Source organism: Variovorax sp. 01N429, from assembly GCF_056399425.1.
Map to the genome: position 1 here is coordinate 256,808 of NZ_JBFTRG010000010.1, position 19,714 is coordinate 276,521.

Consider the following 19,714-nt stretch of genomic DNA (forward strand, 5'->3'; position numbering starts at 1 on the left):
CTTGCTTCTCCATGCTCAGTGACCCAGACCCATCAACCCGGCGATGCGTCCTTCGTCGCCGGCCAGTTGATCGGACGCACCCTCGAAGACCGTGCGACCCCGGTCCATCACGATGCAGCGATTGGAAAGATCAAGGGCAATGTCGACCCGCTGCTCCACGAGCAGCAGCGCGAGCGAGCTTTCCCGCACGATGCGGCGGATGCTTTGCACGAGATGCTCCACGATGATGGGCGCGAGACCTTCGAAAGGCTCGTCCATCAACAGCGCACGGGGGTTGCCCAGGAGTGCACGGGCGATGGCCAGCATCTGCTGCTCGCCGCCTGAGAGCTGGTTGCCATGGCTTGCAAGCCGCTCGTGCAAACGCGGGAAAAGGTCGACAACGCGCTGCACGGTCCAGTCGCCCGGCCGATGTGCGATCTGCAGATGCTCGGCGACCGTGAGGCTTGGAAAGACCTCGCGGCCTTGCGGCACGTAGCCGATCCCGCGGCGCGCGCGCTCGTGAGACGCAAGCCCTGCGACATCGCCCCCATCCAGGACGATGCCGCCGCTGCGGCGTTGAGCGCGCCCGACGATCAGTTCGAGCAGGGTGCTCTTGCCTACGCCATTGCGGCCGACGATCGCCACCGTCTCGCCGGCAGCAAGGCACAAGCTCAACTCTTCCACCACCAAGGTGGGGCCCCAACCGCCCGACAGCTTCGTGATTTCAAGCATATGCGGCGGCTCCATCGAAGCGCTTCTTTCCCGATGACCCGAGATAGACGGCCTGCACTTGCGGATGCGACATGACTTCCTTGGGCTTGCCGGACATCAGCAACGCACCGTTGACCAGCACGGCCACCTCGGAAGCGAACATCCGCACCATCTCCATGTCGTGCTCGATCATCAGCACCGCGATGTCGGCCGGCAATGTGGCGATCGCCCCGTGCAGCAAATCGAGCTCGGTGCTGGGAATGCCCGCCGCAGGCTCATCCAGCAGCAGGACCTTCGGTTGCAGCGCCAGCGCGATCGCAATCTCGACGAGCCGCTGCCTTCCGTATGCGATCTCCGTCACCTTCCGGTACCGGTCGTCCTGGAGCTTCAGCTGCAACAGCAACGTCTCGGTGTGCTCGAGCAGGTCGATCTCCCGACCAGCCGGCCGCCACATCTGGAAGCCGCGCCCTGCCGCTTGCGTGACGGCAATGAAGACGTTCTCGAAAACCGTCAGTTGCGAGAAGAGACTCGAGATCTGGAACGTGCGAACCAATCCCTTGCGCGTCCGCACCGCCGCCGAGGCTCCCGTGACCTCTTCACCGAACAGCTGCAGCTTTCCAGCGTCTGGCCTCAACACCCCCGTGAGCAGGTTCACGAGCGTGGTCTTGCCGGCACCGTTGGGGCCGATCAACGCCGTGCGAGTGCCCTTCGGCAGCGAGATGCTCACGTCTTGCGTGACGTGCAGCGCACCGAAGTGCTTGCTCAGCCCGCTCGCTTGCAGCGCGATCATCGCGGCACTCATGACCGGCCCTCGTTGCCGCGCAACTTGCGCAAGGCGTTCTGCGCCAGTCCCACCAATCCCCCGCGGCCGAACATCACCACCGCAATCAGGACGAGGCCGATGATCAGCATCCAATAGAACGGATTCCATTGGGAAGAGAAATGCTTCAGCAGCATGTAGGCCGGGGCACCAATGAAGGCGCCATACAGTGTGCCGATGCCGCCGAGAACCAGCATGACCAGGACATCCACCGAAGTGTCGAGCGCGAAGACGCCGATCCCCACGAATGCGTTCGCCTGAGTGAACAACGCGCCCGCAATGCCTGCGATGGCGCCGCTGATGATGTAGGCCAATGTGAGATGGGGCAGCACGCGATTGCCGATCAGGCGCATGCGCGCCGGGTTCTCGCGCACGCCCTGCAGCATCACGCCGAAGGGCGATGCCACGACACGTTTGAGCAGCACGAAAAGCGGCACCAGCCAGGCCAGTACATAGAGGTAAGCCGTGCTGCCGCCCAGCCCCCATTCGAACCGCCCAAGAATGGGGGCGAACTGGATTCCCGCCAGACCGTCGTCGCCCCCTGTGATGTCCGTCGCCTTGTGGGCAGCCTCGAACACGAGCACGCCCAGAGCCAATGTGACCATCAGCAGCGGGAGACCGGTCAATCTCAGCAGGAAGGGGCCCACCAAGGCCGCGAGAGCGCCCGCCGCGAGTCCGCCCATCAATGCGACGCTGATCGGCTCGGTCCACCCCGCCAGGGAGAGCCATCCAGCCGTGAAGGCCCCGAGCCCGAAAAAGACCGCGTGACCAAAGGAAAGCACACCTGAAAATCCCAGCAGCAGGTCATAGGACAGCACGAGAAGCACCATGACCAGAACCGAGGTACCCAGCGACAGATACTGCGGAAAGGCAAAGTAGCAAGCCAGCGCGACGCCGAGCCAGAGGAACTCCGAGAAGTGCCAGCGGTGACGCCCGAGGATCGAATCGCGTGTCGCAGAGTTCATGTTGTCAGGCCGTCCGCGCACGAGCGAGCAGGCCATCGGGCCGCCACACGATCAGCGCAATCAGAAGCAGATAGATGAGGAATGCGCCGGACTGTGGAAACAGGTAGCGCCCGGCCGTCTCGAAAAGGCCGACGATCACCGCGACGGCGACGGAGGCCGTCACCTGGCCATGTCCTGCGAGGGCGACGATGACCAGCACCAGCACAAGGTGCTTGAGCGGCCACATCGGCTCCATCGGCAACATGGGGGCCGCCAGGATGCCGCCGAGCGCGGCAAGGCCGCAACCCAACGCGAAAGTCGCCGAGAAAAGCACCGGCACGTTCATCCCCATCGCCTGCGCCATGCCGCGGTTGTCCACTGCGGCGCGAAGTCTCGCCCCGGTGCTGGTGCGCTCGAACACCCACCACAACGCACCAATGATCACCAGGCAGACGACCGCCGAGAAGACGCGATACACCTCGAACTCACGCACTCCGAGGTCGACATTGCCCTTGAGATAGGCCGGGAGGTCGATCCGCATGACGTTCGGCCCGAACCACATCGTGAGCAGCGCGATCACCACGAAGTTGAAGCCGATGGTCACCAGCACCTGGTCCAGGTCGCTGCGCTTGTACAGATGCACATAGAGCAGCCGCTCGGCGGCGACTCCAAAGATCGCGACCGCGATGACTGCCACGGGCACCGCAACCGCATAGGCCCAGCCGTGCTGCTGCATCAGGCTGATCGCCAGATAGCCGCCAATGGCAGCGAAGGCGCCATGTGCAAGGTTGATGACCCGCATGAGGCCCATGGTGATCACGAGGCCGAGCGCGATCAGGCACAGGACCAGTCCATACGACAGGCCATACAGAACGATGAAGGCGATGGTGTCCACTTCAGTCAACCTGGCAGCGGCTTCGAAGGGGGCTCAGTTCGCCGACGCCGGGTTCACCTGCTCCCAGGTTTTGACGACCTGGTTGCGCTTGGTGCCATTGCCGTCCTTGACGACTTCGCGAAGGTAGAAGTTCTGAACCAGCTCTCGTGTGGCGGGGTCGATCGTCACACGGCCGCGCGGGCTCTTCCATGTATAGCCAGGCAGGGACTTCACAGCCGCTTGGCCGTCGAACGGCTTGCCGGCCTGGTCGCCAAGCATCTTGTAGGCAAGATGCATCGCGTCGAATGCGCCGATGCTGAACGAGTTCGGACGCGCAGTGGGACCGACGTTCTTCAACAGCCAATTGGCGAATGCCGTGTTTTCCGGGTTCTTCGCGTTGGCATCGATATAGATGATGGACTTGAAGCCCACGATGGAGTCGTCGAACAGCGGCAGATCGCTGTCTTCCGCTTCGCCCTGGCCGATGATCAGTACCTTCTGCGTCAAGCCGCGGGCAGCCAAAGCCTTGCTGAAGCCCACCGAAGCTGCCCCAGGCGGCAGGAAGATCTGCAGCACGTCAGGATTGGCGTTGGCGATGCGTTCCGCGATCGGTGCGAAGTCCGTGGTGTTCAGCGGCACGCGTACGTTGCCGACCATCTGACCGCCTTCCGATGTGAACTTGGCCATGAAGGCCTGCTCCACGATATGGCCCGGCCCGTAGTCCCCGACTGCGACAAAGCCGCGGGACTTGCCCTGCTGGCGCGCATAGGTGGCAGCGAGTTCTGCCGGTTGATTGATTGCCTGGCCCATCCGAACGAAGTACGGCGACATCTTCATCAGAGAAGGCGTCGCCGCGTTCACGATGAAAAGCGGGACCTTGGCCGCGTTCACCACGGGCGCAGTCGCCGCCACCTCCGGGCTCAGATAGAAACCGCCGAGCATGGCGACCTTGTCCTTGACGACGAGTTCTTCCGCCAGGCGCTTGGCCAACGTGGCATCAGCGCCTGCGCTGTCGCGATAGATCACTTCTACCCGCCGGTCGCCAACCGACGACCCGTGAATCGCCATGTACGCCTCGACCCCCTGTCGAAATGACTGACCCGCCACTGCGAACGGCCCCGTGAAAGGGCCGACGAAGCCGACCTTGACTGGCTCTTGCGCGGCAACGTTGCCGCCGAGAAGAATGGAGGCAGCCAGCACCAACAGACGCGAGATCGACATCTTCATTCGTTTCACCTTCACCTTTTGCAGAGAGATTGCGCTGCAGGCAGAACATCTATTCTGCGCAATCGTCTTCCACGGAAGATATCATTTCTGAGTCAGCACCCTATAGGGCAAACCAGCATTGCGCCTCTAAAAATTAACTTCGAAGGGAGCAGCGCCGACTCCGGTAAAATCTCGACTCCCCAGGAGTGGATGTTCCATGGAAGACAAACACAAGATCGATTCTCGAAGCGCTCTCGGTGATGCGCGGGGTCCCGGCGCGGGTCGCCGTGCCCGACCCAGCATCAGCGAACTGATCACGATGCAATGGCAGACCGAGAGGCAAGACCTCGATCTGCAGAACTTCCTTCTGGCGATCTACTTCATGCGGCTAGGCACACTGGTGGACCGCGCGTACGACCGCCACTGTCAGAAGGCATACGGTGTCAATGGCGGAGACATGCGCCTGATGCTCGCGCTTCGCCGCAGCGGGCCTCCCTATGTCAAGAGGCCCACGGATCTGTTCCGAGCCCTGCTGGTGACTTCCGGCGCCATCACCAAGAAGGTCGATCGGCTTGTCGAGGCAGGCTATGTGGAGCGACTCCCCGATCCGAGCCACAGTGGCGGCTTTCTGGTGCACCTGACAAAGGCAGGCTTGCAGACGGTGGAGTTGGCGGTCGAGTACCTGGCCAACCACTCCGCACTCGCTCCAGCGATGTCGCAGCTTCCTCCGGACGAACGCAAGCGGGGGACGAATTTCGCGCTGCAAATCCTGTCCATGCTCGAAAGAACCGAAGCCTCGCTCGAGGAAGAGGTCGATGAGCCGCCCTCGCGACCACGCCATGTGCGACGCGCTGGCGGATAGTCAATCCGCGAAGCCTGGCAATGCCGTGCTCAGTGGCTATCACGTCGACATCGCTGCGGGCGGTCGTCACCAGGCCCGAGAGGTGGCTGACTATTCTCGAAATGCCACCCTTGCCGACGGAAGGCAGCGCGAAGATCGAAACACCACCCTGCGACTGCGATGCCGCCCTGACGAAATCGACCTGCCCTGCGACCGCGCCGATGTGATCGCTGCCGATGGCTTCGGCCGCCGGCGTGCCCCTTGCGATCACATCGCCTCGGCGCAAAGTGATTGTCTTGCTGATGTGTCCGGTCAGCGGCCCGAACGAGAACACCATGTCCGCGGTCGTACCATCCTGCATCGTCTCCCCGTCCAACGTGGTGGTAAGCCGTAGATTGCCGGCGTCGACTGCCGATCCGAGGGACCGGCCGCCAATCGGCAGCTACTTCCTTTGTGAGTCCAGTTGCTCGCTGTTCTTCACGACTTCCTGAGCTCTCGCATAACTCTCGATCAGCAACTGGTACGGCGGGAACACGGCGCTGTAGGCTTCGGCCCACTGCCCCGCATCTTCGCGGCTCCAGGTCTTCTGGATCTCGGAGCACACGCCGGCGGTATCGATCGGCACCACGCCCGCCTGCACGACGCGCGCCAGCGTGATCTCCTGGGCCATCTTCGAATAGGTGCCTGAAGCGTCGATCACCGCAAACACCTTGTAGCCTTCATTCACCGCCGCGATGCTCGGGAAGGCCATGCATACGCTCGTGATGGTGCCGGCGATGATCAGTGTGCCGCGGCCGGTGGCCTTCACTGCAGCGACGAACTCGGGGTTGTCCCACGCATTGATCTCACCCCTGCGTGCCACGTACTCGGCATGCGGCGCGTACTTGTGGACTTCAGGGATCAAAGGCCCGTTCGGACCCTGCGGGACCGAGGCCGTCGTGATGACAGGAATCCTTGCCAGCGTCGCCACCTTGGCAAGTGTGGTGACATTGGCGCGCAGCTCCGTCATCGGCATGTCCCTGGTAGCAAGCCCGCGCCTTCTGGAGAAGACGGGCACTCCTCAGTTGCCCGCGGACTTGTCCAAGCTCCCCAGCATGGACATGGGCATGCCCCAGAGCCAGCACGTTTGGAGTCTCATCGGCCCCAATGGCGCGCATGTGGATGTTCACCACAACCCGCGGTTCGTCACGCGCAGCATGCTGGCGCTTCGTGCGGGCGCTGCGTCGGGAGTGGGCGTGGTCCAACTCCCGACGATGATGGTGCGCGAGGAGATCGAGCGCGGGGTGTTAGTGCACGTGATTCCCGGCTGGGCACCTCGGCGCGAACTCATTCACGCTGTATTCGGCTCTCGCCGTGGTCTCCTGCCGGCTGTCCGAGCGCTGATCGATGACCTCGCCGAACGCTTCGCGCGGCTGGAAGAGGACTGACGCGAGCGAGCTGGTTGCCCTGCCAGGCGTGGATGCGCGGCCGGACACAAGGTCCTTTCTCAGGGGCCGAAACCTCCGACGAAAGCCACGCCGCCACCGCCCCACGCGCCCCAATCTGCATTGTTCAGCTCATCGTACTGAGCCTCTCGCAGATCCTCTTTGTTCATTTGTTGGTGATAGCGCATTTCCTGGTAAACCGAGTATTGCGCCGAGTTGCCAACGAGTGCCATTCCATTCGTGGAATCGCGCATCACGTAGTAAATGACTCCCTTGTACTTGACGGGTGTGACAGTGTCTTTGGGTAGCTTGGCGTAAATGGCCGACTGTTCAGGAGTCGTCGGCGTAACGATCTTGAAGCCCGCAGCAATTGCAATCTTGTCGCGGTCCGGGTGGCTGGTTGCGCATCCGGCGGCGGCCAACGCAATCAGCGCCATGCCGCAGATTCTCTTGAAGATGACTTTGAATTTGTTCATTGGTTTTTTGCTTGAAGTTGGCGACAGGTGACCAGACAACGCAGCAGTCCGTTTACTGTTTCTCGGATTGCTCTCGAAGCCTGCCAGCAATGTAACCCCTTGCCGCCGGAAAACTGTCCTTCCACGGGTACATTGCATGTCCACAGCCGAATCCGAGAACACCCGCATGCGCCGCGTCACATCCCTGGTCCTGATTGTCCTGCTCATCCTGATCGCCGCATGCACGACCTTGGCGCTCCAGCACTTCGATGAGCTCTACGGACCGGCCGACCCGAAGCGCTTCGACCATCCGCTTGCGCCAATGCCCGGAGAGTCCTATGCGCAGACGATCCAGCCGATCCTCGACCGCCGCTGCGTGGTCTGCCACGCCTGCTATGACGGACCCTGCCAGCTCAAGGCCACGGCCTGGGAGGGCTTGGCGCGAGGTGCCAGCAAGACGCCGGTGTACGACGCGTCGCGGCTGCTCGCGGCGACCCCCACGCGGCTTTTTGTCGACGCGCAGGAGCCTTCGCAATGGCGGGATAGGGGCTTCTTTCCGGTGCTCAACGAGCATGCGCCGACGCCCGAGGCCAATCGCACGGCCGGGCTGATGCACCGGCTTCTGGTGCTGAAGGAGAAGCATCCGCTGCCCACCAGCGGGATCGTGGGCGCAGGGCTCGATTTTTCAATCGGGCGCGAAGCGATGTGCCCGGCCGGTGCCGAGATCGACGCCTATGAACGCAAGATGCCGCTCGGCGGCATGCCCTTCGGCCTTCCGGGCCTGAGTCCGGCCGAGCAGAACCAGCTCAAGAGCTGGATCGAACGCGGCGCGCCTTACGAAGGCCCGCCGCCGCTGGCGCCGCTCGCGCAAGACCGCATCGCGGCTTGGGAGCGCTTCTTCAATGGCGATTCGCGCAAGGAGCGGCTCTTCAGCCGCTATGCGTACGAGCACCTGTTCCTCGCTCATCTCTATTTCGATGACGATCCCCAGCACCAGTTTTTCAAGATGGTGCGTTCGGCGACTGCGCCCGGCCAGCCAGTGCAATTGATCGCCAGCCGCCGGCCGGTCGACGATCCAGGAGTCGAGCGCTTTTACTACCGCCTGGTGCCGGAGCGCGAATCCATCGTTGCCAAGACTCATATGCCCTACGCGCTGAGTCCCGCCCGAATGCAGCGCTGGCGTTCGCTGTTTCTTGATGCGCCCTACACGGTCGATCGCCTGCCCGGCTACAGCGCCGATACGGCCGCGAATCCATTCGCAACCTTCGCCGCGCTACCCGTGGAGGCGCGCTACCGCTTCATGCTCGACGAGGCCGAGTTCACGATCATGGGCTTCATCAAAGGCCCTGTGTGCCGCGGCCAGATGGCACTCGACGTCATAGAGGACCGTTTCTGGGTAGCCTTTCTTGCGCCGGGTGGGCGCAATGATCAGGTGCAGGCAGACCTGCTCGCAAAGGACAGCAACCTGCTGCGCCTGCCAACCGGCAGCAGCAACGAGCAAGTGGTCACGCCTTGGATTCACTACGCGCGCCTGGAGAACGAATACCTGCGTGCCAAGTCAGCGTTCCTGGCCCGCAACATCGGCGGCCCCCAGCAGCAGAAGCTCGACCTGCAACTGTTGTGGGACGGTGATGGTCGCAATGACAATGCCGCACTCACCGTGTTCCGCCACTTCGACAGCGCCAGTGTCGTCAAGGGCATGGTCGGTGACGCGCCCAAGACTGCCTGGGTCATCGGCTATCCGCTGCTGGAGCGCATCCATTACCTGCTGGTTGCCAATTACGACGTGTTCGGCAACGTCGGGCATCAACTCAACTCGCGCCTCTACATGGACTTCCTGCGCATGGAAGGCGAGTTCAATTTCATCGTGCTGCTGCCGAAGGCACAGCGCATTGCGACACGCGACTATTGGTATCGATCCGACAGCCGTGCCGCACGCGATCAGGTCTACGGCGGCCCATCGACCACGCTGTCTGTCGACAGCGGCATTCACTACCAAACTGCAGATGCCCGACTCGAACTGATGGAGATAATGAAGAAGGGGCTAGCGCCGGTGCTGCCCCGGGAGTTCGAGCTGAGCCGCGCGGCGCCGCCTTTGCAGGGGCCGTTGCGCGAACTCGAGGCGGTGCGCGGCGCGTCATTGCAATGGCTTCCGGAGGAAGCCGCATTGGTGGTCGAGGCGCCCGGTGCCGCGCCAGCGACCTTCAGTCTTCTGCGCAACACCGCGCATGCGAGCGTGTCGCACCTGCTGGGTGAGCGCCGCGAATTGCGGCCGGACGAGGACACCCTGACGCTGGTGCCCGGTGTGATCGGCGCCTATCCGAATGCCTTCTACAGGGTTGACTCATCGCAGCTGCCGGCGATGGCCGACGCGATCCGGAAGCTGAAGTCTGAAAAAGATTACGCAGCCTTTTCGGAACGCTTTGCAGTGCGTCGCACCGACCCGGCCTTCTGGGCCGTGAGCGACGGGCTTGTCGAGCGGTACCGACGGGACCAGCCTGTTCAGGCCGGCATCCTGGACCTCAACCGCTTCGAGGACAGGTGACAGTCCTTCACACAGCGACGTGCTGACGGAGAAAAGCCAACTGGGCGCGGACGTTCTCGTCCAGGTAGCGTCCGTAGTAGGGCTGAAAATGATCCGATGCATGCAGAGCGAACTCTGCGTTCGGCATGCGTTCGGCTGCCTTGCGAGCGACAGCCGCCGGGATGATGCTGTCGTTCGATCCGGCAATGACGAGCGTCGGCACCCGTACCTTGTGCGCGCTGCGAATGGGGTTGTAGTAAGGAATCTTCAACAGCACTCTTGCGAGTACCTTGTTTTCCCACGTCACGTTGGCGATGTCCTTGAGCTTCTTCATCCCGCTCCATGCCTCGGGGCCTGTCAGCACGGCGAACTCGCCAGGCCGGCCGACGACGGGCAGGTAGTGCGGTCTGCCGAACAAGCTGCCAATGACATCGCGTATGCCAGCGGCAGTCAGCCGCAGAATGACCTTCGGGCTCAGCGAGCCAATCACACCCAGTCCACTCATCAGCGGATGCCCTGCAATGACCGCGGATACGCGATGACCGCGCGCCGCCATGCAGACTACGTGGCCGCCGGAGAGTGAAGTGCCCCACAGCACTATGCGCTGCCCATCCACCTCGTTCCTTGTCTTGACGAACCGAATGGCGGCATCCCAGTCCTGCAGGTGGCGGTCCGGATCGACCCAGTGCCGCGGTTGCCCTTCGCTGTCGCCGAAGTTGCGGTAGTCGAAGAGGAACACGGCATACCCGGCTTCGACGAAGCGCTCCGCGTGCGGACGCAGCATCGCCCGCACGCCGGCAAAGCCGTGTGCCATCACGATGACGGGAGGGCGATCTCCATGGCTCGGCAGCAGCAGGGTGGCCGCGCAGCGCAAGCCGCGGCTCATGAATGAAGAGTCGATGATTTCCACGGGATCTCTCAGGCGCCAACGGGAACAGGCGCGGCGCGCAAAGGTCCGCCGCGAAGCGATTCGACACCGAACTCCAGTGCGGAATCCTCCACCGGATCCTTGAGCAGCATCACACGGTCTTTTTCAGGGCTGTGCAGCACGCGCCATGGCAATCCGCGGCCTTGTCGCGGCAATATCGCTGCCCCGCGCTGCGCATAGCCTGACTGGAGCGCACCCGCGATCGTTTCGTCCTGCGCCTGGCCCTGCGGCGCGCGTGCCGTGACGACGTCGAGACCTTTGCTGTCCATGTGCTTGAGCAGCCGACAGACGTACCCTCCCGCCATGTCGACCTTCAAGGTCCAGGATGCATTGACGTAGCCGAAGACCCACGCCAGGTTGGGAATGTCCTGCAGCAAGACTCCCTTGTAGGTCATCAGTTCATTCACGGAACGAGTCTGCCCGTCGACCCGCAATTCCATGCCGCCAAAGCACTGCAGTTTCAAACCGGTCGCGGTCACGATGATGTCAGCTTCCAGTTCCTTGCCGGACTTCAGTCGGATGCCGTTCTCCGTGAAGCTGTCGATCTGGTCGGTCTCGATGGAGGCCTTGTCTGCCCGGATCGCCTTGAAGAGGTCGGCATCAGGCACTGCGCACAGGCGCTGATCCCACGGCTTGTAGTTGGGCGAGAAATGGCGCATGTCGAAGTCCTTGCCCAAGTGCTTCCTCACACCTGACAGCAGCAGCTTTCTCATCCGTTCGGGCCACCGCTTGGACGCCTTGTAGATCAGTCTCTGCAGGAACAGGTTGCGGGCACGTGCCATGCCGAAGACCCAACGGTCAGGCAGCACGCGCTGCAACACTTCCGAAATCCTGTCGTAGCCCGGCACGGAGAACACGTAGCTGGGCGAACGCTGCAACATGGTGATATGGGCCGTCTCCTGCGCCATGGTCGGAACCAGGGTCACGGCGGTCGCACCACTGCCGATCACGACAACTCGCTTGTTGCGGTAGTCCAGGCCTTCGGGCCAATGCTGGGGATGCACGCACTGGCCCTTGAAACGCTCTACACCGGGAAAGCTCGGGAGATAGCCCGCGTCGTAGTCGTAGTAGCCCGTGCAGCTAATCAGGAAGCTGCAAGTGAAGGTGCGGGTCTCACCGCTCTCCTCGTCGACTGCGCTGATGGTCCAGCACCTGTGCTCGCTCGACCACGATGCCTGCGTGGTGCGGACGCCAAAATGAATATTCTTGTCGACTCCGAACGCCCGCGCCGTATCGGCAACGTACCGTCGGATCGATGGCCCGTCCGCCAGGACCTTGAGTTCATGCCATGGACGAAATGCATAGCCGAAGGTGAACATGTCCGAATCCGAACGGATGCCTGGATAGCGAAACAGGTCCCAGGTACCGCCTATCGCTTTGCGGCGTTCGAGAAGGCCCACGCGCTTGTCCGGGCATTCCTTCTGCAGATGGCAAGCCATGCCGATGCCGGAAAGTCCGGCCCCGATGATCAGGACGTCGTAGTTTGTCTCCATGTGCTGTCGCCTCTGGTTATGTAGTGGCCACGAGTATTGCTGTGCGTCGACAGCTCTTCTTGACATTGGGAGACTAATCTTTGACAGTTTGAGACATGACAGCAATGGTCCGAGCGAGTGGATTGCAAGGCTATGCGGCGCTCATGCAGAGCATGGGCTGCAACCCGGCAGTGCTTCTGAAGCGACATCGAATGTCCTTGGCGTTGTTGGCAGACGAAGACGCAATGGTGTCGCTTCGCTCCGGCGTACAGCTTCTGGAAGCCAGCGCTTTCGAGACCGCCTGCCCCGACTTCGGTTTGCGGATGGCGCAGCTCCAGAATGTCAGCGCGCTCGGTCCGCTCGCGATCGTTTTGCAGAACGCACCCACTGTCAGGAGCGCGTGGGACTATGTGTCCAGCCATCTGTTCGTCCAGAGCCCCGGTCTCGGAATGAGCGTCCACGAGGATAGTTCGGTGGTCCAAGACGCAGCGGAAATTGCAGTCGAGATCCGGCTGCCTCGATTGCCCGCGCAACGACAGACGATTGATCTGTGCCTGGGCGACTGTCATCGCATTACCCGCTTGCTTGCAGGCAAGAATTACCACTTGCACGCGGTCACCCTGCCTCATGAGCCGCTTGCGCCACTCTCCGTCTACAGGCGATTCTTCGGGGCACCCGTGTTCACTGAGCAGCCGAGAGCCGCCCTGCACCTAAGCCGCGAAACCCTCGACGCAGACTTGCGCGACGCGAATCCTGCGTTGAGACAAATCACCGAAGACTATCTCGACAGGCACTTCCGCAACCCAGGCGAAAGTGTTTCGGCTCGAGTCCGCCTTGCCTTGCGGCGCACGCTCGGAACGCCGCGGGCCGACAAAACACACGTCGCCGAACTACTCGGCGTCCATCCCCGTACCTTGCAACGCCACCTTGCTGCCGAACGCACGACCTTCGAAGCGATTCGAGAAGACACCCGCAAGGAGGTTGCGCATCACTTTCTGCGTGAGACCCGTATTCCTCTTGGCCAACTCGCCCACCTGCTCGGCTTCTCTGAGCAGTCGGCCATGACACGATCTTGTCGCCGCTGGTTCGGCGCCCCACCTTCAGTGATACGCGGGCAAGAATCCAGTCTCGAGTCTGACTGAGGTCTGCCTCTGGGCGGCCCGCATGCTGGCAATGCCAGCGCTACTTGCGGACAACCGCCGCGCCGTTGGGACCGGCGCAGCCCGCCCGATACACGCCTTTGACGCAAGCGCCCGCAGAGGCGTCCAGCGGCAGCAGCACCATCATTCCGAACGCTGTGGCCGCAGCCAGCGAGTACCTGTGTTTCATGCGTTGTTCCTGTAGTCGAACGGCTGGCCCGCCGTCAAATTTCCGGCGGTCTCTCCCGGGCAGAGGGTACTGACAAATGCCGCGAGACGCACCTTCCCCAAAGGGCAGTAGACGGCGAGCGCGCGCGCGCCCAAAGTACTTGCGGATCAAAGAATGGACATTCGGCCTGGTCCGTTCCCATCCGCTCTGGAGATATATGAACCTGAACCTCAAAACAACCACTCGTCAGCTTGGCATTGCCTTGCTGGCCGTCTCGACGCTGATCGGGCCCGTGGGCGTTGCAATGGCCCAAGAGGCACCCGCGACAGCCACGGCACCTGCGAAGACATTCAAGGACGAACGCGCCCTCGGATTGCTCAAGGCCATGAGCGACACGCTCACGGCGGCGAAGACGCTCGACTTCAAGATTCGAGGCATCGTTCCGACGCCCTCTCCGACGGGGCAGTACGTCAGCCTGTTCGCTTCGTCGCGCGTCGTGATGCAGCGGCCCGACAAACTCTTCGTGACCTCGCGTGGAGACCTGTTTCCAAGCGACATCGTCTATGACGGCAAGACGGTGACAGTCATCGGCGCGGACCACAAGTTCTACGCGCAGCGCGAGGCAGCGGGCGGTGCCATCGAATCGCTCATGAAGAACGAGCTGCCAGGGTCGGATGCGACAACTCCGTTTCTGGATCTTCTCGTGCCGGATCCCTTCGCACTGTTGACGCGGGATCTTTCCAGCGCGTTCTGGGTCGGCCAATCGACTGTCGGCGGCGTCAAGACCGACCATCTCGCATTCACTGACGAGGGGCTGGACTGGGAAATCTGGATTGGTGCCAAGGACAAGCTGCCGCGCCTGATGGTCATCTCCTATCGCACTGGCGAGCGCCAGCCGACGTTCACCGTGGAGTTCTCCGACTGGAAGCTCGGTGCGCCGGTTGCGTCGCAGACCTTCAACGCGTCGATCCCCAAGAGCGCGCTGAAGCTCGAATTCAAGCAAATGGACGCCCTCAAGTGATCCTGCAAAAAGGCAATGTGATGAAGCATCTCAAGACACTCGTGTTCAGCGTCGCAATCGTGTCCGGTACGCTCGCGCCCTTGTCTGCCGCGAACGCATGGGTCGCCGCTGCCGGCGGCTGGCGCGGCGGGGCCGTCGCGGTCGGTGGCGTCCACCGGCCCTACTACCACCCCTACTATCGTCCCGCGGGCTGCTACGGGTGTGGTGCTGCAGCGGGTGCGGTCGCAGGAATGGCGGTCGGCGCGGCAGTCGCTACTGCGGCGCGACCTACCACTGTGGTGGTCCAACAGGCCCCGGCGGTGGTAGTCCAGCAGCCCGCCTACGTGGTCCACCCGAGCTTGCCGATCGGCACCCAGATCGCCAACGTACCGGGCGGGGCGAGGGAGATGGTCGTGAACGGCACCCGGTATTACCAGGCAGGGCCAACCTGGTACAAGCCCTACTTTGGTTCGAGCGGCGTCTACTACGAAGTCGTGCCGGCGCCATAGGGCGCGCGAGATTGCAGCGCGGGCTTGGCGGCCGGGGCGGCCAGTCCCCGTTTGATCTTCGATGCATGAGGTTTATCGCACTGACCTTGGTGCTTGGTGCTGCGGTCTTCGCCTCTTGCGTAGCGGCACAACCGGCAGACCTCGTGCTGACCGAGGCCAAGCTTCAACAGCGCGTGAACGGTGTGCTCGCGTTGATGAGCTATTCCGTTGTGCCCGACCTCGTTTCGAGTTCGCTATCGATCTCCAGTCCCAATACTGGAAATCCGACGATTGCCATGTCTCAGCTCGCTGGTGGATTCACCGTCAGCCAATCCTTTCCGCTCTACCTCGAAGGAGGACTTGCGGCGAGCCGCTACGACCCGACGTTCTACGCGACTAACGGCAGTCAGGAGCGACCGGTCCCTGTGAAATGGAACAACGGCGCGTTGACCGGCGGAATAGGATGGGACTTCCCCTTGATTCCAGAACTCAAGTTCAGACCTATCGTCAATGTCGCGCTCGGACGCGTCGCAAGCGACTTGGCAATAGCCAGAGCCCTTCTCGGCCCCAATGGGGGGCCCGAGTTCGATTTTCTCGACAGAGGCCATCTCACGGCCTACGGCTTTGGCGGCTCACTGATGCTGGACTACGAGCGATATCGGCCGGAGGATGAGATCGACGTCGAGCTGCGCTACACCAACATCCGGCTGCAAAGTCGCAGCAGCAGTTCACTGGCCGTACAGGGCCACGCCGACGCCATCACCGCCAGTCTTTGGAGCCGCTACCGGGCTCCGACCGGATTCACGGCAATGGAGCGCCCATTGCGCTATGTACTGGAGTACGCATACACACGCTATCTCGGCGACCAGGCAGGGGTGTTGGGGTTCTCTTCGCTGAATTCGGTCGGAATCGGCCTCGAGCTTGATTCGAGTGCGCGCGACCTCTTCATTACCCGCACGCGACTCGTTCTGCGTCACATGTTCGGTCACGCGGTGTCGGGGTTCTCGGTCGGACTGGCAGTCAGCTTTTAACGTTCCGCCGGCAAACTCCGCATCTCAGTCGGCCACGCGCCGGATCGCCTCGAGCACATCGGCTCCCGCCTCGCTTTTGAGAAAGTAGGCCGCACAGCCGATGTCCCGTGCCGCAGCCCGGGTCTCAGGGTCGTCGTGCGCAGTAATGAAAATGAATGGCGGGTGCCCGCCCTGCGCGACCATGTACTGAGCCAATTCAATGCCCGATAGGCCCCCGAGCTGGATGTCCAGCAACAGACAGTGGAACCGGGGTTTCTTCGCGTCCGCGAGGAACTCTTCTGCCGAGCCGTAGGTAACCGGCTGCATGCCGGACGCGCGCAGCAGCCTGCCAAGCGATCGGCAAAGGCTGTCGTCATCATCGACGACGGCAACGTAAAAAGGAGTGATGGTGCTCATCGGGAGTCACCTTCTACTTTGGGCGCCTCCGAAGTCGCCGTCTACTGCCCCTTAGGGAAGGTCGGAGTGGGCAGCTACCTACCACCGAGACTGCTATACCTCAAGGCAAGGGTGCGTCGACCCTGCCCTTTGGTGCAGTTGCCAACTCACTGATGCCGCTGGCATCATGCCGCCGAACGCTGCAACACTGCAGTGACGACACTGCACGCAAAGGGCAAACATGAAAGCGAAACGGAAGATATGGCTCACGGTGCTTGCCGGGGCGATCAGCCTGACGGTTGGCTGCGCGAGCAAACTCGATCCAGTCAGCCAGGCGGCCAAGGCCGATGCTGCGAAGGGAGCGGCAGTGCCCAGCATTGCCGAGACCAAGGCGATCGCCGAAGAGGCCTTCGTCTATGGTCTTCCGATCGTGATGAACTATGCGGTGATGTACGAATTCGCCGTGGATTCGAAGTCGAGCCAATTCAAGGCGCCGTTCAACAAGATCAATAATCAACACCATGTCGCCACCTATGAGGACACGGCGATCGTCACCCCCAACAGCGATACGCCCTATTCCTTTGTCTGGCTTGATCTGCGCGCCGAGCCGATAGTGGTCTCCGTGCCTGCAGTGGATAAGCGGCGTTACTACTCCGTGCAGCTCATCGACGGCAACACCTACAACTACGGCTACATCGGCACTCGCGCCACGGGCAGCGCACCGGGCAACTACCTGGTGGTTGGCCCGGACTGGAAAGGCGAGACTCCGGCGGGAATCAAGAAGGTCTTCACCTCGACCACCCCGTTTTCACTCGCACTGTTTCGGACACAGCTGTTTAACCCGAAGGACATCTCGAATGTCGAGAAGGTGCAGGCAGGCTACAAGGCGCAGCCGCTTTCCGCATTTCTCAACCGACCCGCGCCGCCTGCCGCCCCGGCCCTCAACTTCCTGCCGGCGACCACGGCCGGGATCAAGCAGAACTACTTCGAGTATCTCGACGCGGCGCTTCAGTTCGTGCCCGTGACACCCGAAGAAAAGGAGCTGCGCGCCAGGCTTGCCCGCATCGGCATCGGCCCAGGCAAGACCTTCGAGTTCAAGGATCTATCGCTTGAACACAAGGGTGCCGTTCTGCTGGCCATGAAGGAAGGGGACGAGAAGATCGACAAGTACGTGGCCACTGGCGTGAAGAACATCAACGGTTGGAACGTCGGCTCGTTCTTTGGCGATCGCGCCTACTACAAGGGCGACTGGCTCAAGCGCGCTGCAGGCGCCAAGTCCGGCGTGTACGGCAACGACGACGTCGAAGCGATGTATCCCATCACTCGCGTGACAGCGACGGGCGAGACGATCGACACCAGCAAACGCAACTACACCATTACCTTCCCTGCCGGGCAGTTGCCGCCCGTGAACTCGTTCTGGTCGGTGACGATGTACGACGGCAAGAGCCAGCTGCTGATCAAGAACCCCATCAACCGCTACCTCATCAATTCGCCGATGGTCTCGGCGATGAAGAAGAACGCCGACGGCTCGCTGACGCTCCACATCCAGAAGGACTCACCGGGCAAGGCGCTCGAAGCCAACTGGCTGCCGGCGCCGAATGACACCGTCTACCTGGTAATGCGTCTGTACTGGCCCAAGGAGTCGCCGCCTTCGATCCTGCCAGCAGGAGCAGGCACCTGGAAGCCGCCCGCAGTCGTGGCGTCGAAATAGGCCTCTGCTGGCGAGCTTCAGTTCGTCGCCAAGACCTATGAAGGCTCGCACCCTGCTCGCGAGCCGCTGCCTTCTAGGCGCGGCACTGGCGCTCACCGCAGTGCACAGCCACGCGGACGAGGGCGGTGTGCCCTTCTGGTTCTCGGGCCAGTATTCGAGTCTTTCTGCCACACCGGCCACGCCCGGCTGGTCACTCACCACGATGGGCTACGGCTACAGCGGCAGCGCCTCGACGGGCAAGCTGCTGCCGAGAGGCAACACCGTGTCGGCGGGGGTGAGTTCCGATGTGGCGTTGCTGCTCGCACAGCTAAGCTACGCGCCAGAGACCCAGTGGCTGGGCGGCCAGGCTTCTCTGGGCGTGGGCTTCGGCTACGGCAGGAACTCGACGAAGGCAGACATTTCAACGTCCGCCCTCGGCACCGAGCTAAAGCGCACCGATACGACCAACGGCTTCACTGACCTTTACCCGATCGCCAGCATCGCCTGGACACAGGGCGTGCACAACTGGATGACCTACGCGACGGGTGATGTCCCGGTGGGCGCCTACGACAGCAAGAGACTCGCGAACATCGGTATTGGGCATGCGGCCTTCGACGCCGGTGGCGGCTACACCTATCTGGATCCGCAGAGCGGGCGCGAGTTCTCGGTCGTGGGGGGCCTCACCTACAACTGGGAGAACTCCGACACGAACTACAAGAATGGGGTCGACTCGCATATCGATTGGGCGGCGTCCCAATTCCTCTCGGCCAATTGGGAGGTCGGGCTGGCAGGCTACGTGTACTACCAGCTGACCGGAGACAGCGGATCGGGTGCCAAGCTTGGGCCGTTCAAGTCCCGGGTTGCAGCCGTCGGACCCGAAATCGGATACGCATTCAAATTAAAGGGTCTGCCGGCCTATGCCAATTTGCGCGCTTCTACGAGTTCTGGGCGCAGAATCGCATCTCAGGCTACTCGGTGTTTGCAACGTTGGTACTGCCACTCGGGAAATGAAGCCTCACTGGGTGCCGAGCGCGCAATTCACACCGCCTTTTGCAAGGCTCCGGCAGATCCCATGGGCCTCGGCACCGGCTTGGCAGTCTGATCTGTCAATGAGGCTGGCAGCGTAAAGCGCAGGCTTGCGCCGCCACCTTCGTTGTTCTCGGCCCATAAGTGCCCGCCGTGCGCCTCGATCAACGAGCGCGAGATCGACAGGCCCATGCCCATCCCGGCGGATTTGGTCGTGAAGAACGACTCGAAGATTTGCTCCGTTCGCTCCCTGGCAATGCCGGCACCCGTGTCGTTGACGGCGATCTCGACCGTGCCGGCGGCACGGCGCATTGCGCTGACCACAATGCGCCGGCCCTTGCCTGCGGCTTCATCGATGGCGTCCATGCCGTTGGAGATGAGGTTGAGCAGCACCTGCTGCAGATGGATCCGATCACCCAGCACCGCAGGCAGACCGTGCGCAACTTGCAAGAGCACCCGAATGTGCCGCGCCGCCGCATCGGGGCGCACCAGCGCGGTGGCGTCCTCCAGCAGCTCATCGACCTTCAGGGGAACGACTTCGATTTCGTGGCGCCGCAGCATCGCGCGCATGCGGTCGATCACGGCACCGGCGCGCTGATCATCGGCGCGGATGTCTTC

19 protein-coding genes and 3 pseudogenes are annotated in these 19,714 nt (G+C 62.3%); 9 read left to right on the forward strand and 13 right to left on the reverse strand.

Features of this window, described 5'->3' with window-relative positions:
- Positions 1–15: 15 nt before the first annotated feature.
- Genes AC1DSF_RS19435 through AC1DSF_RS19455 form a run of 5 tightly spaced genes read right to left on the reverse strand, consistent with a single transcriptional unit; the run spans position 16 to position 4,555 of the window.
- Positions 16–711 carry an ABC transporter ATP-binding protein gene (locus AC1DSF_RS19435; RefSeq protein ID WP_478183264.1) on the reverse strand — a complete coding sequence of 232 codons (696 nt, stop codon included), beginning with the start codon at positions 709–711 and terminating at the stop codon, positions 16–18.
- A complete protein-coding gene (locus tag AC1DSF_RS19440) occupies positions 704–1,492 on the reverse strand; it encodes an ABC transporter ATP-binding protein (protein ID WP_478143612.1) in 789 nt (262 codons plus the stop codon). The genes AC1DSF_RS19435 and AC1DSF_RS19440 overlap by 8 nt, the downstream gene beginning before the upstream one ends.
- Positions 1,489–2,475, reverse strand: a complete 987-nt coding sequence (locus tag AC1DSF_RS19445) for a branched-chain amino acid ABC transporter permease (protein WP_478183265.1) — start codon at positions 2,473–2,475, stop codon at positions 1,489–1,491. The genes AC1DSF_RS19440 and AC1DSF_RS19445 overlap by 4 nt, the downstream gene beginning before the upstream one ends.
- Positions 2,476–2,479: 4 nt before the next feature.
- Positions 2,480–3,349 carry a branched-chain amino acid ABC transporter permease gene (locus tag AC1DSF_RS19450; protein ID WP_478124254.1) on the reverse strand — a complete coding sequence of 290 codons (870 nt, stop codon included), beginning with the start codon at positions 3,347–3,349 and terminating at the stop codon, positions 2,480–2,482.
- Between the two features lie 33 nt (positions 3,350–3,382).
- Positions 3,383–4,555, reverse strand: a complete 1,173-nt coding sequence (locus AC1DSF_RS19455; RefSeq protein ID WP_478183266.1) for an ABC transporter substrate-binding protein — start codon at positions 4,553–4,555, stop codon at positions 3,383–3,385.
- 196 nt (positions 4,556–4,751) lie between these two features.
- Here AC1DSF_RS19455 and AC1DSF_RS19460 point away from each other — a divergent pair, with 196 nt between their 5' ends.
- Entirely contained in the window at positions 4,752–5,396 is a 645-nt protein-coding gene (locus AC1DSF_RS19460) for a MarR family winged helix-turn-helix transcriptional regulator (protein ID WP_478124256.1), read from the forward strand.
- Between the two features lie 37 nt (positions 5,397–5,433).
- Here AC1DSF_RS19460 and AC1DSF_RS19465 read toward each other — a convergent pair.
- Positions 5,434–5,736 (reverse strand): annotated as a pseudogene (locus AC1DSF_RS19465) (acetyl-CoA hydrolase/transferase C-terminal domain-containing protein); the annotation flags it as partial.
- An 81-nt stretch (positions 5,737–5,817) separates the two neighbouring features.
- Positions 5,818–6,393 (reverse strand): annotated as a pseudogene (locus AC1DSF_RS19470) (isochorismatase family protein); the annotation flags it as partial.
- Between AC1DSF_RS19470 and AC1DSF_RS19475 the strand changes: the two are divergent.
- Positions 6,386–6,802: pseudogene (locus tag AC1DSF_RS19475) on the forward strand (LysR substrate-binding domain-containing protein); the annotation flags it as partial. The pseudogenes AC1DSF_RS19470 and AC1DSF_RS19475 overlap by 8 nt on opposite strands.
- Before the next feature lie 59 nt (positions 6,803–6,861).
- Here the strand turns inward: AC1DSF_RS19475 and AC1DSF_RS19480 are convergent.
- A complete protein-coding gene (locus tag AC1DSF_RS19480; protein ID WP_478183267.1) occupies positions 6,862–7,275 on the reverse strand; it encodes a hypothetical protein in 414 nt (137 codons plus the stop codon).
- Positions 7,276–7,411: 136 nt separating this feature from the next.
- Here AC1DSF_RS19480 and AC1DSF_RS19485 point away from each other — a divergent pair, with 136 nt between their 5' ends.
- Positions 7,412–9,799: a fatty acid cis/trans isomerase gene (locus AC1DSF_RS19485; RefSeq protein ID WP_478183268.1), complete on the forward strand. Its 2,388-nt coding sequence runs from the start codon at positions 7,412–7,414 to the stop codon at positions 9,797–9,799.
- A 7-nt stretch (positions 9,800–9,806) separates the two neighbouring features.
- Here the strand turns inward: AC1DSF_RS19485 and AC1DSF_RS19490 are convergent, their stop codons facing one another.
- Both AC1DSF_RS19490 and AC1DSF_RS19495 read right to left on the reverse strand, forming a co-directional pair.
- Positions 9,807–10,688, reverse strand: a complete 882-nt coding sequence (locus AC1DSF_RS19490) for an alpha/beta hydrolase (RefSeq protein ID WP_478183269.1) — start codon at positions 10,686–10,688, stop codon at positions 9,807–9,809.
- An 8-nt stretch (positions 10,689–10,696) separates the two neighbouring features.
- Positions 10,697–12,199 (reverse strand): flavin-containing monooxygenase, encoded by a 1,503-nt coding sequence (locus AC1DSF_RS19495; protein ID WP_478183270.1) that lies wholly within the window; start codon positions 12,197–12,199, stop codon positions 10,697–10,699.
- A 143-nt stretch (positions 12,200–12,342) separates the two neighbouring features.
- Between AC1DSF_RS19495 and AC1DSF_RS19500 the strand changes: the two genes are divergently transcribed.
- Positions 12,343–13,320, forward strand: coding sequence for an AraC family transcriptional regulator (locus AC1DSF_RS19500; protein WP_478143617.1), 978 nt, complete (start codon positions 12,343–12,345; stop codon positions 13,318–13,320).
- A 40-nt stretch (positions 13,321–13,360) separates the two neighbouring features.
- Here AC1DSF_RS19500 and AC1DSF_RS19505 read toward each other — a convergent pair whose 3' ends face one another.
- Entirely contained in the window at positions 13,361–13,507 is a 147-nt protein-coding gene (locus tag AC1DSF_RS19505) for a hypothetical protein (protein WP_478183271.1), read from the reverse strand.
- A 196-nt stretch (positions 13,508–13,703) separates the two neighbouring features.
- Between AC1DSF_RS19505 and AC1DSF_RS19510 the strand changes: the two genes are divergently transcribed.
- The 3 genes from AC1DSF_RS19510 to AC1DSF_RS19520 all read left to right on the forward strand — a co-directional run bounded on the left by AC1DSF_RS19510 (position 13,704) and on the right by AC1DSF_RS19520 (position 16,005).
- Complete coding sequence (locus AC1DSF_RS19510) at positions 13,704–14,507, forward strand: DUF2092 domain-containing protein (RefSeq protein WP_478183272.1); 804 nt, start codon at positions 13,704–13,706, stop codon at positions 14,505–14,507.
- Positions 14,504–14,995, forward strand: a complete 492-nt coding sequence (locus tag AC1DSF_RS19515; RefSeq protein ID WP_478124264.1) for a hypothetical protein — start codon at positions 14,504–14,506, stop codon at positions 14,993–14,995. Before AC1DSF_RS19510 ends, AC1DSF_RS19515 begins: the two co-directional genes overlap by 4 nt.
- A 65-nt stretch (positions 14,996–15,060) precedes the next feature.
- Positions 15,061–16,005: a hypothetical protein gene (locus tag AC1DSF_RS19520; protein ID WP_478183273.1), complete on the forward strand. Its 945-nt coding sequence runs from the start codon at positions 15,061–15,063 to the stop codon at positions 16,003–16,005.
- A 24-nt stretch (positions 16,006–16,029) separates the two neighbouring features.
- Here the strand turns inward: AC1DSF_RS19520 and AC1DSF_RS19525 are convergent, their stop codons facing one another.
- Positions 16,030–16,401 (reverse strand): response regulator transcription factor, encoded by a 372-nt coding sequence (locus AC1DSF_RS19525; protein ID WP_478124265.1) that lies wholly within the window; start codon positions 16,399–16,401, stop codon positions 16,030–16,032.
- A gap of 220 nt (positions 16,402–16,621) precedes the next feature.
- Here AC1DSF_RS19525 and AC1DSF_RS19530 point away from each other — a divergent pair, with 220 nt between their 5' ends.
- The gene (locus AC1DSF_RS19530) at positions 16,622–18,091 is read left to right on the forward strand and encodes a DUF1254 domain-containing protein (protein WP_478183274.1); all 1,470 of its coding nucleotides are present in this window, start codon (positions 16,622–16,624) and stop codon (positions 18,089–18,091) included.
- Positions 18,092–18,128: 37 nt separating this feature from the next.
- The gene (locus AC1DSF_RS19535) at positions 18,129–19,172 is read left to right on the forward strand and encodes a SphA family protein (RefSeq protein ID WP_478183275.1); all 1,044 of its coding nucleotides are present in this window, start codon (positions 18,129–18,131) and stop codon (positions 19,170–19,172) included.
- Here AC1DSF_RS19535 and AC1DSF_RS19540 read toward each other — a convergent pair.
- Positions 19,109–19,714, reverse strand: a 606-nt coding sequence (locus AC1DSF_RS19540) for a sensor histidine kinase (RefSeq protein WP_478183276.1), incomplete at its 5' end; no start/stop codon positions are given. The two genes, AC1DSF_RS19535 and AC1DSF_RS19540, sit on opposite strands and share 64 nt — an antisense overlap.

Coding starts and splice junctions, on each gene's coding strand:
- AC1DSF_RS19435 (WP_478183264.1), bottom strand. CDS start 711: ATGCTTGAAATCACGAAGCTGTCGGGCGGTTGGGGCCCCACCTTGGTG.
- AC1DSF_RS19440 (WP_478143612.1), bottom strand. CDS start 1,492: ATGAGTGCCGCGATGATCGCGCTGCAAGCGAGCGGGCTGAGCAAGCAC.
- AC1DSF_RS19445 (WP_478183265.1), bottom strand. CDS start 2,475: ATGAACTCTGCGACACGCGATTCGATCCTCGGGCGTCACCGCTGGCAC.
- AC1DSF_RS19455 (WP_478183266.1), bottom strand. CDS start 4,555: ATGAAGATGTCGATCTCGCGTCTGTTGGTGCTGGCTGCCTCCATTCTT.
- AC1DSF_RS19460 (WP_478124256.1), top strand. CDS start 4,752: ATGGAAGACAAACACAAGATCGATTCTCGAAGCGCTCTCGGTGATGCG.
- AC1DSF_RS19480 (WP_478183267.1), bottom strand. CDS start 7,275: ATGAACAAATTCAAAGTCATCTTCAAGAGAATCTGCGGCATGGCGCTG.
- AC1DSF_RS19485 (WP_478183268.1), top strand. CDS start 7,412: ATGTCCACAGCCGAATCCGAGAACACCCGCATGCGCCGCGTCACATCC.
- AC1DSF_RS19495 (WP_478183270.1), bottom strand. CDS start 12,199: ATGGAGACAAACTACGACGTCCTGATCATCGGGGCCGGACTTTCCGGC.
- AC1DSF_RS19500 (WP_478143617.1), top strand. CDS start 12,343: ATGCAGAGCATGGGCTGCAACCCGGCAGTGCTTCTGAAGCGACATCGA.
- AC1DSF_RS19505 (WP_478183271.1), bottom strand. CDS start 13,507: ATGAAACACAGGTACTCGCTGGCTGCGGCCACAGCGTTCGGAATGATG.
- AC1DSF_RS19510 (WP_478183272.1), top strand. CDS start 13,704: ATGAACCTGAACCTCAAAACAACCACTCGTCAGCTTGGCATTGCCTTG.
- AC1DSF_RS19520 (WP_478183273.1), top strand. CDS start 15,061: ATGAGGTTTATCGCACTGACCTTGGTGCTTGGTGCTGCGGTCTTCGCC.
- AC1DSF_RS19525 (WP_478124265.1), bottom strand. CDS start 16,401: ATGAGCACCATCACTCCTTTTTACGTTGCCGTCGTCGATGATGACGAC.
- AC1DSF_RS19530 (WP_478183274.1), top strand. CDS start 16,622: ATGAAAGCGAAACGGAAGATATGGCTCACGGTGCTTGCCGGGGCGATC.
- AC1DSF_RS19535 (WP_478183275.1), top strand. CDS start 18,129: ATGAAGGCTCGCACCCTGCTCGCGAGCCGCTGCCTTCTAGGCGCGGCA.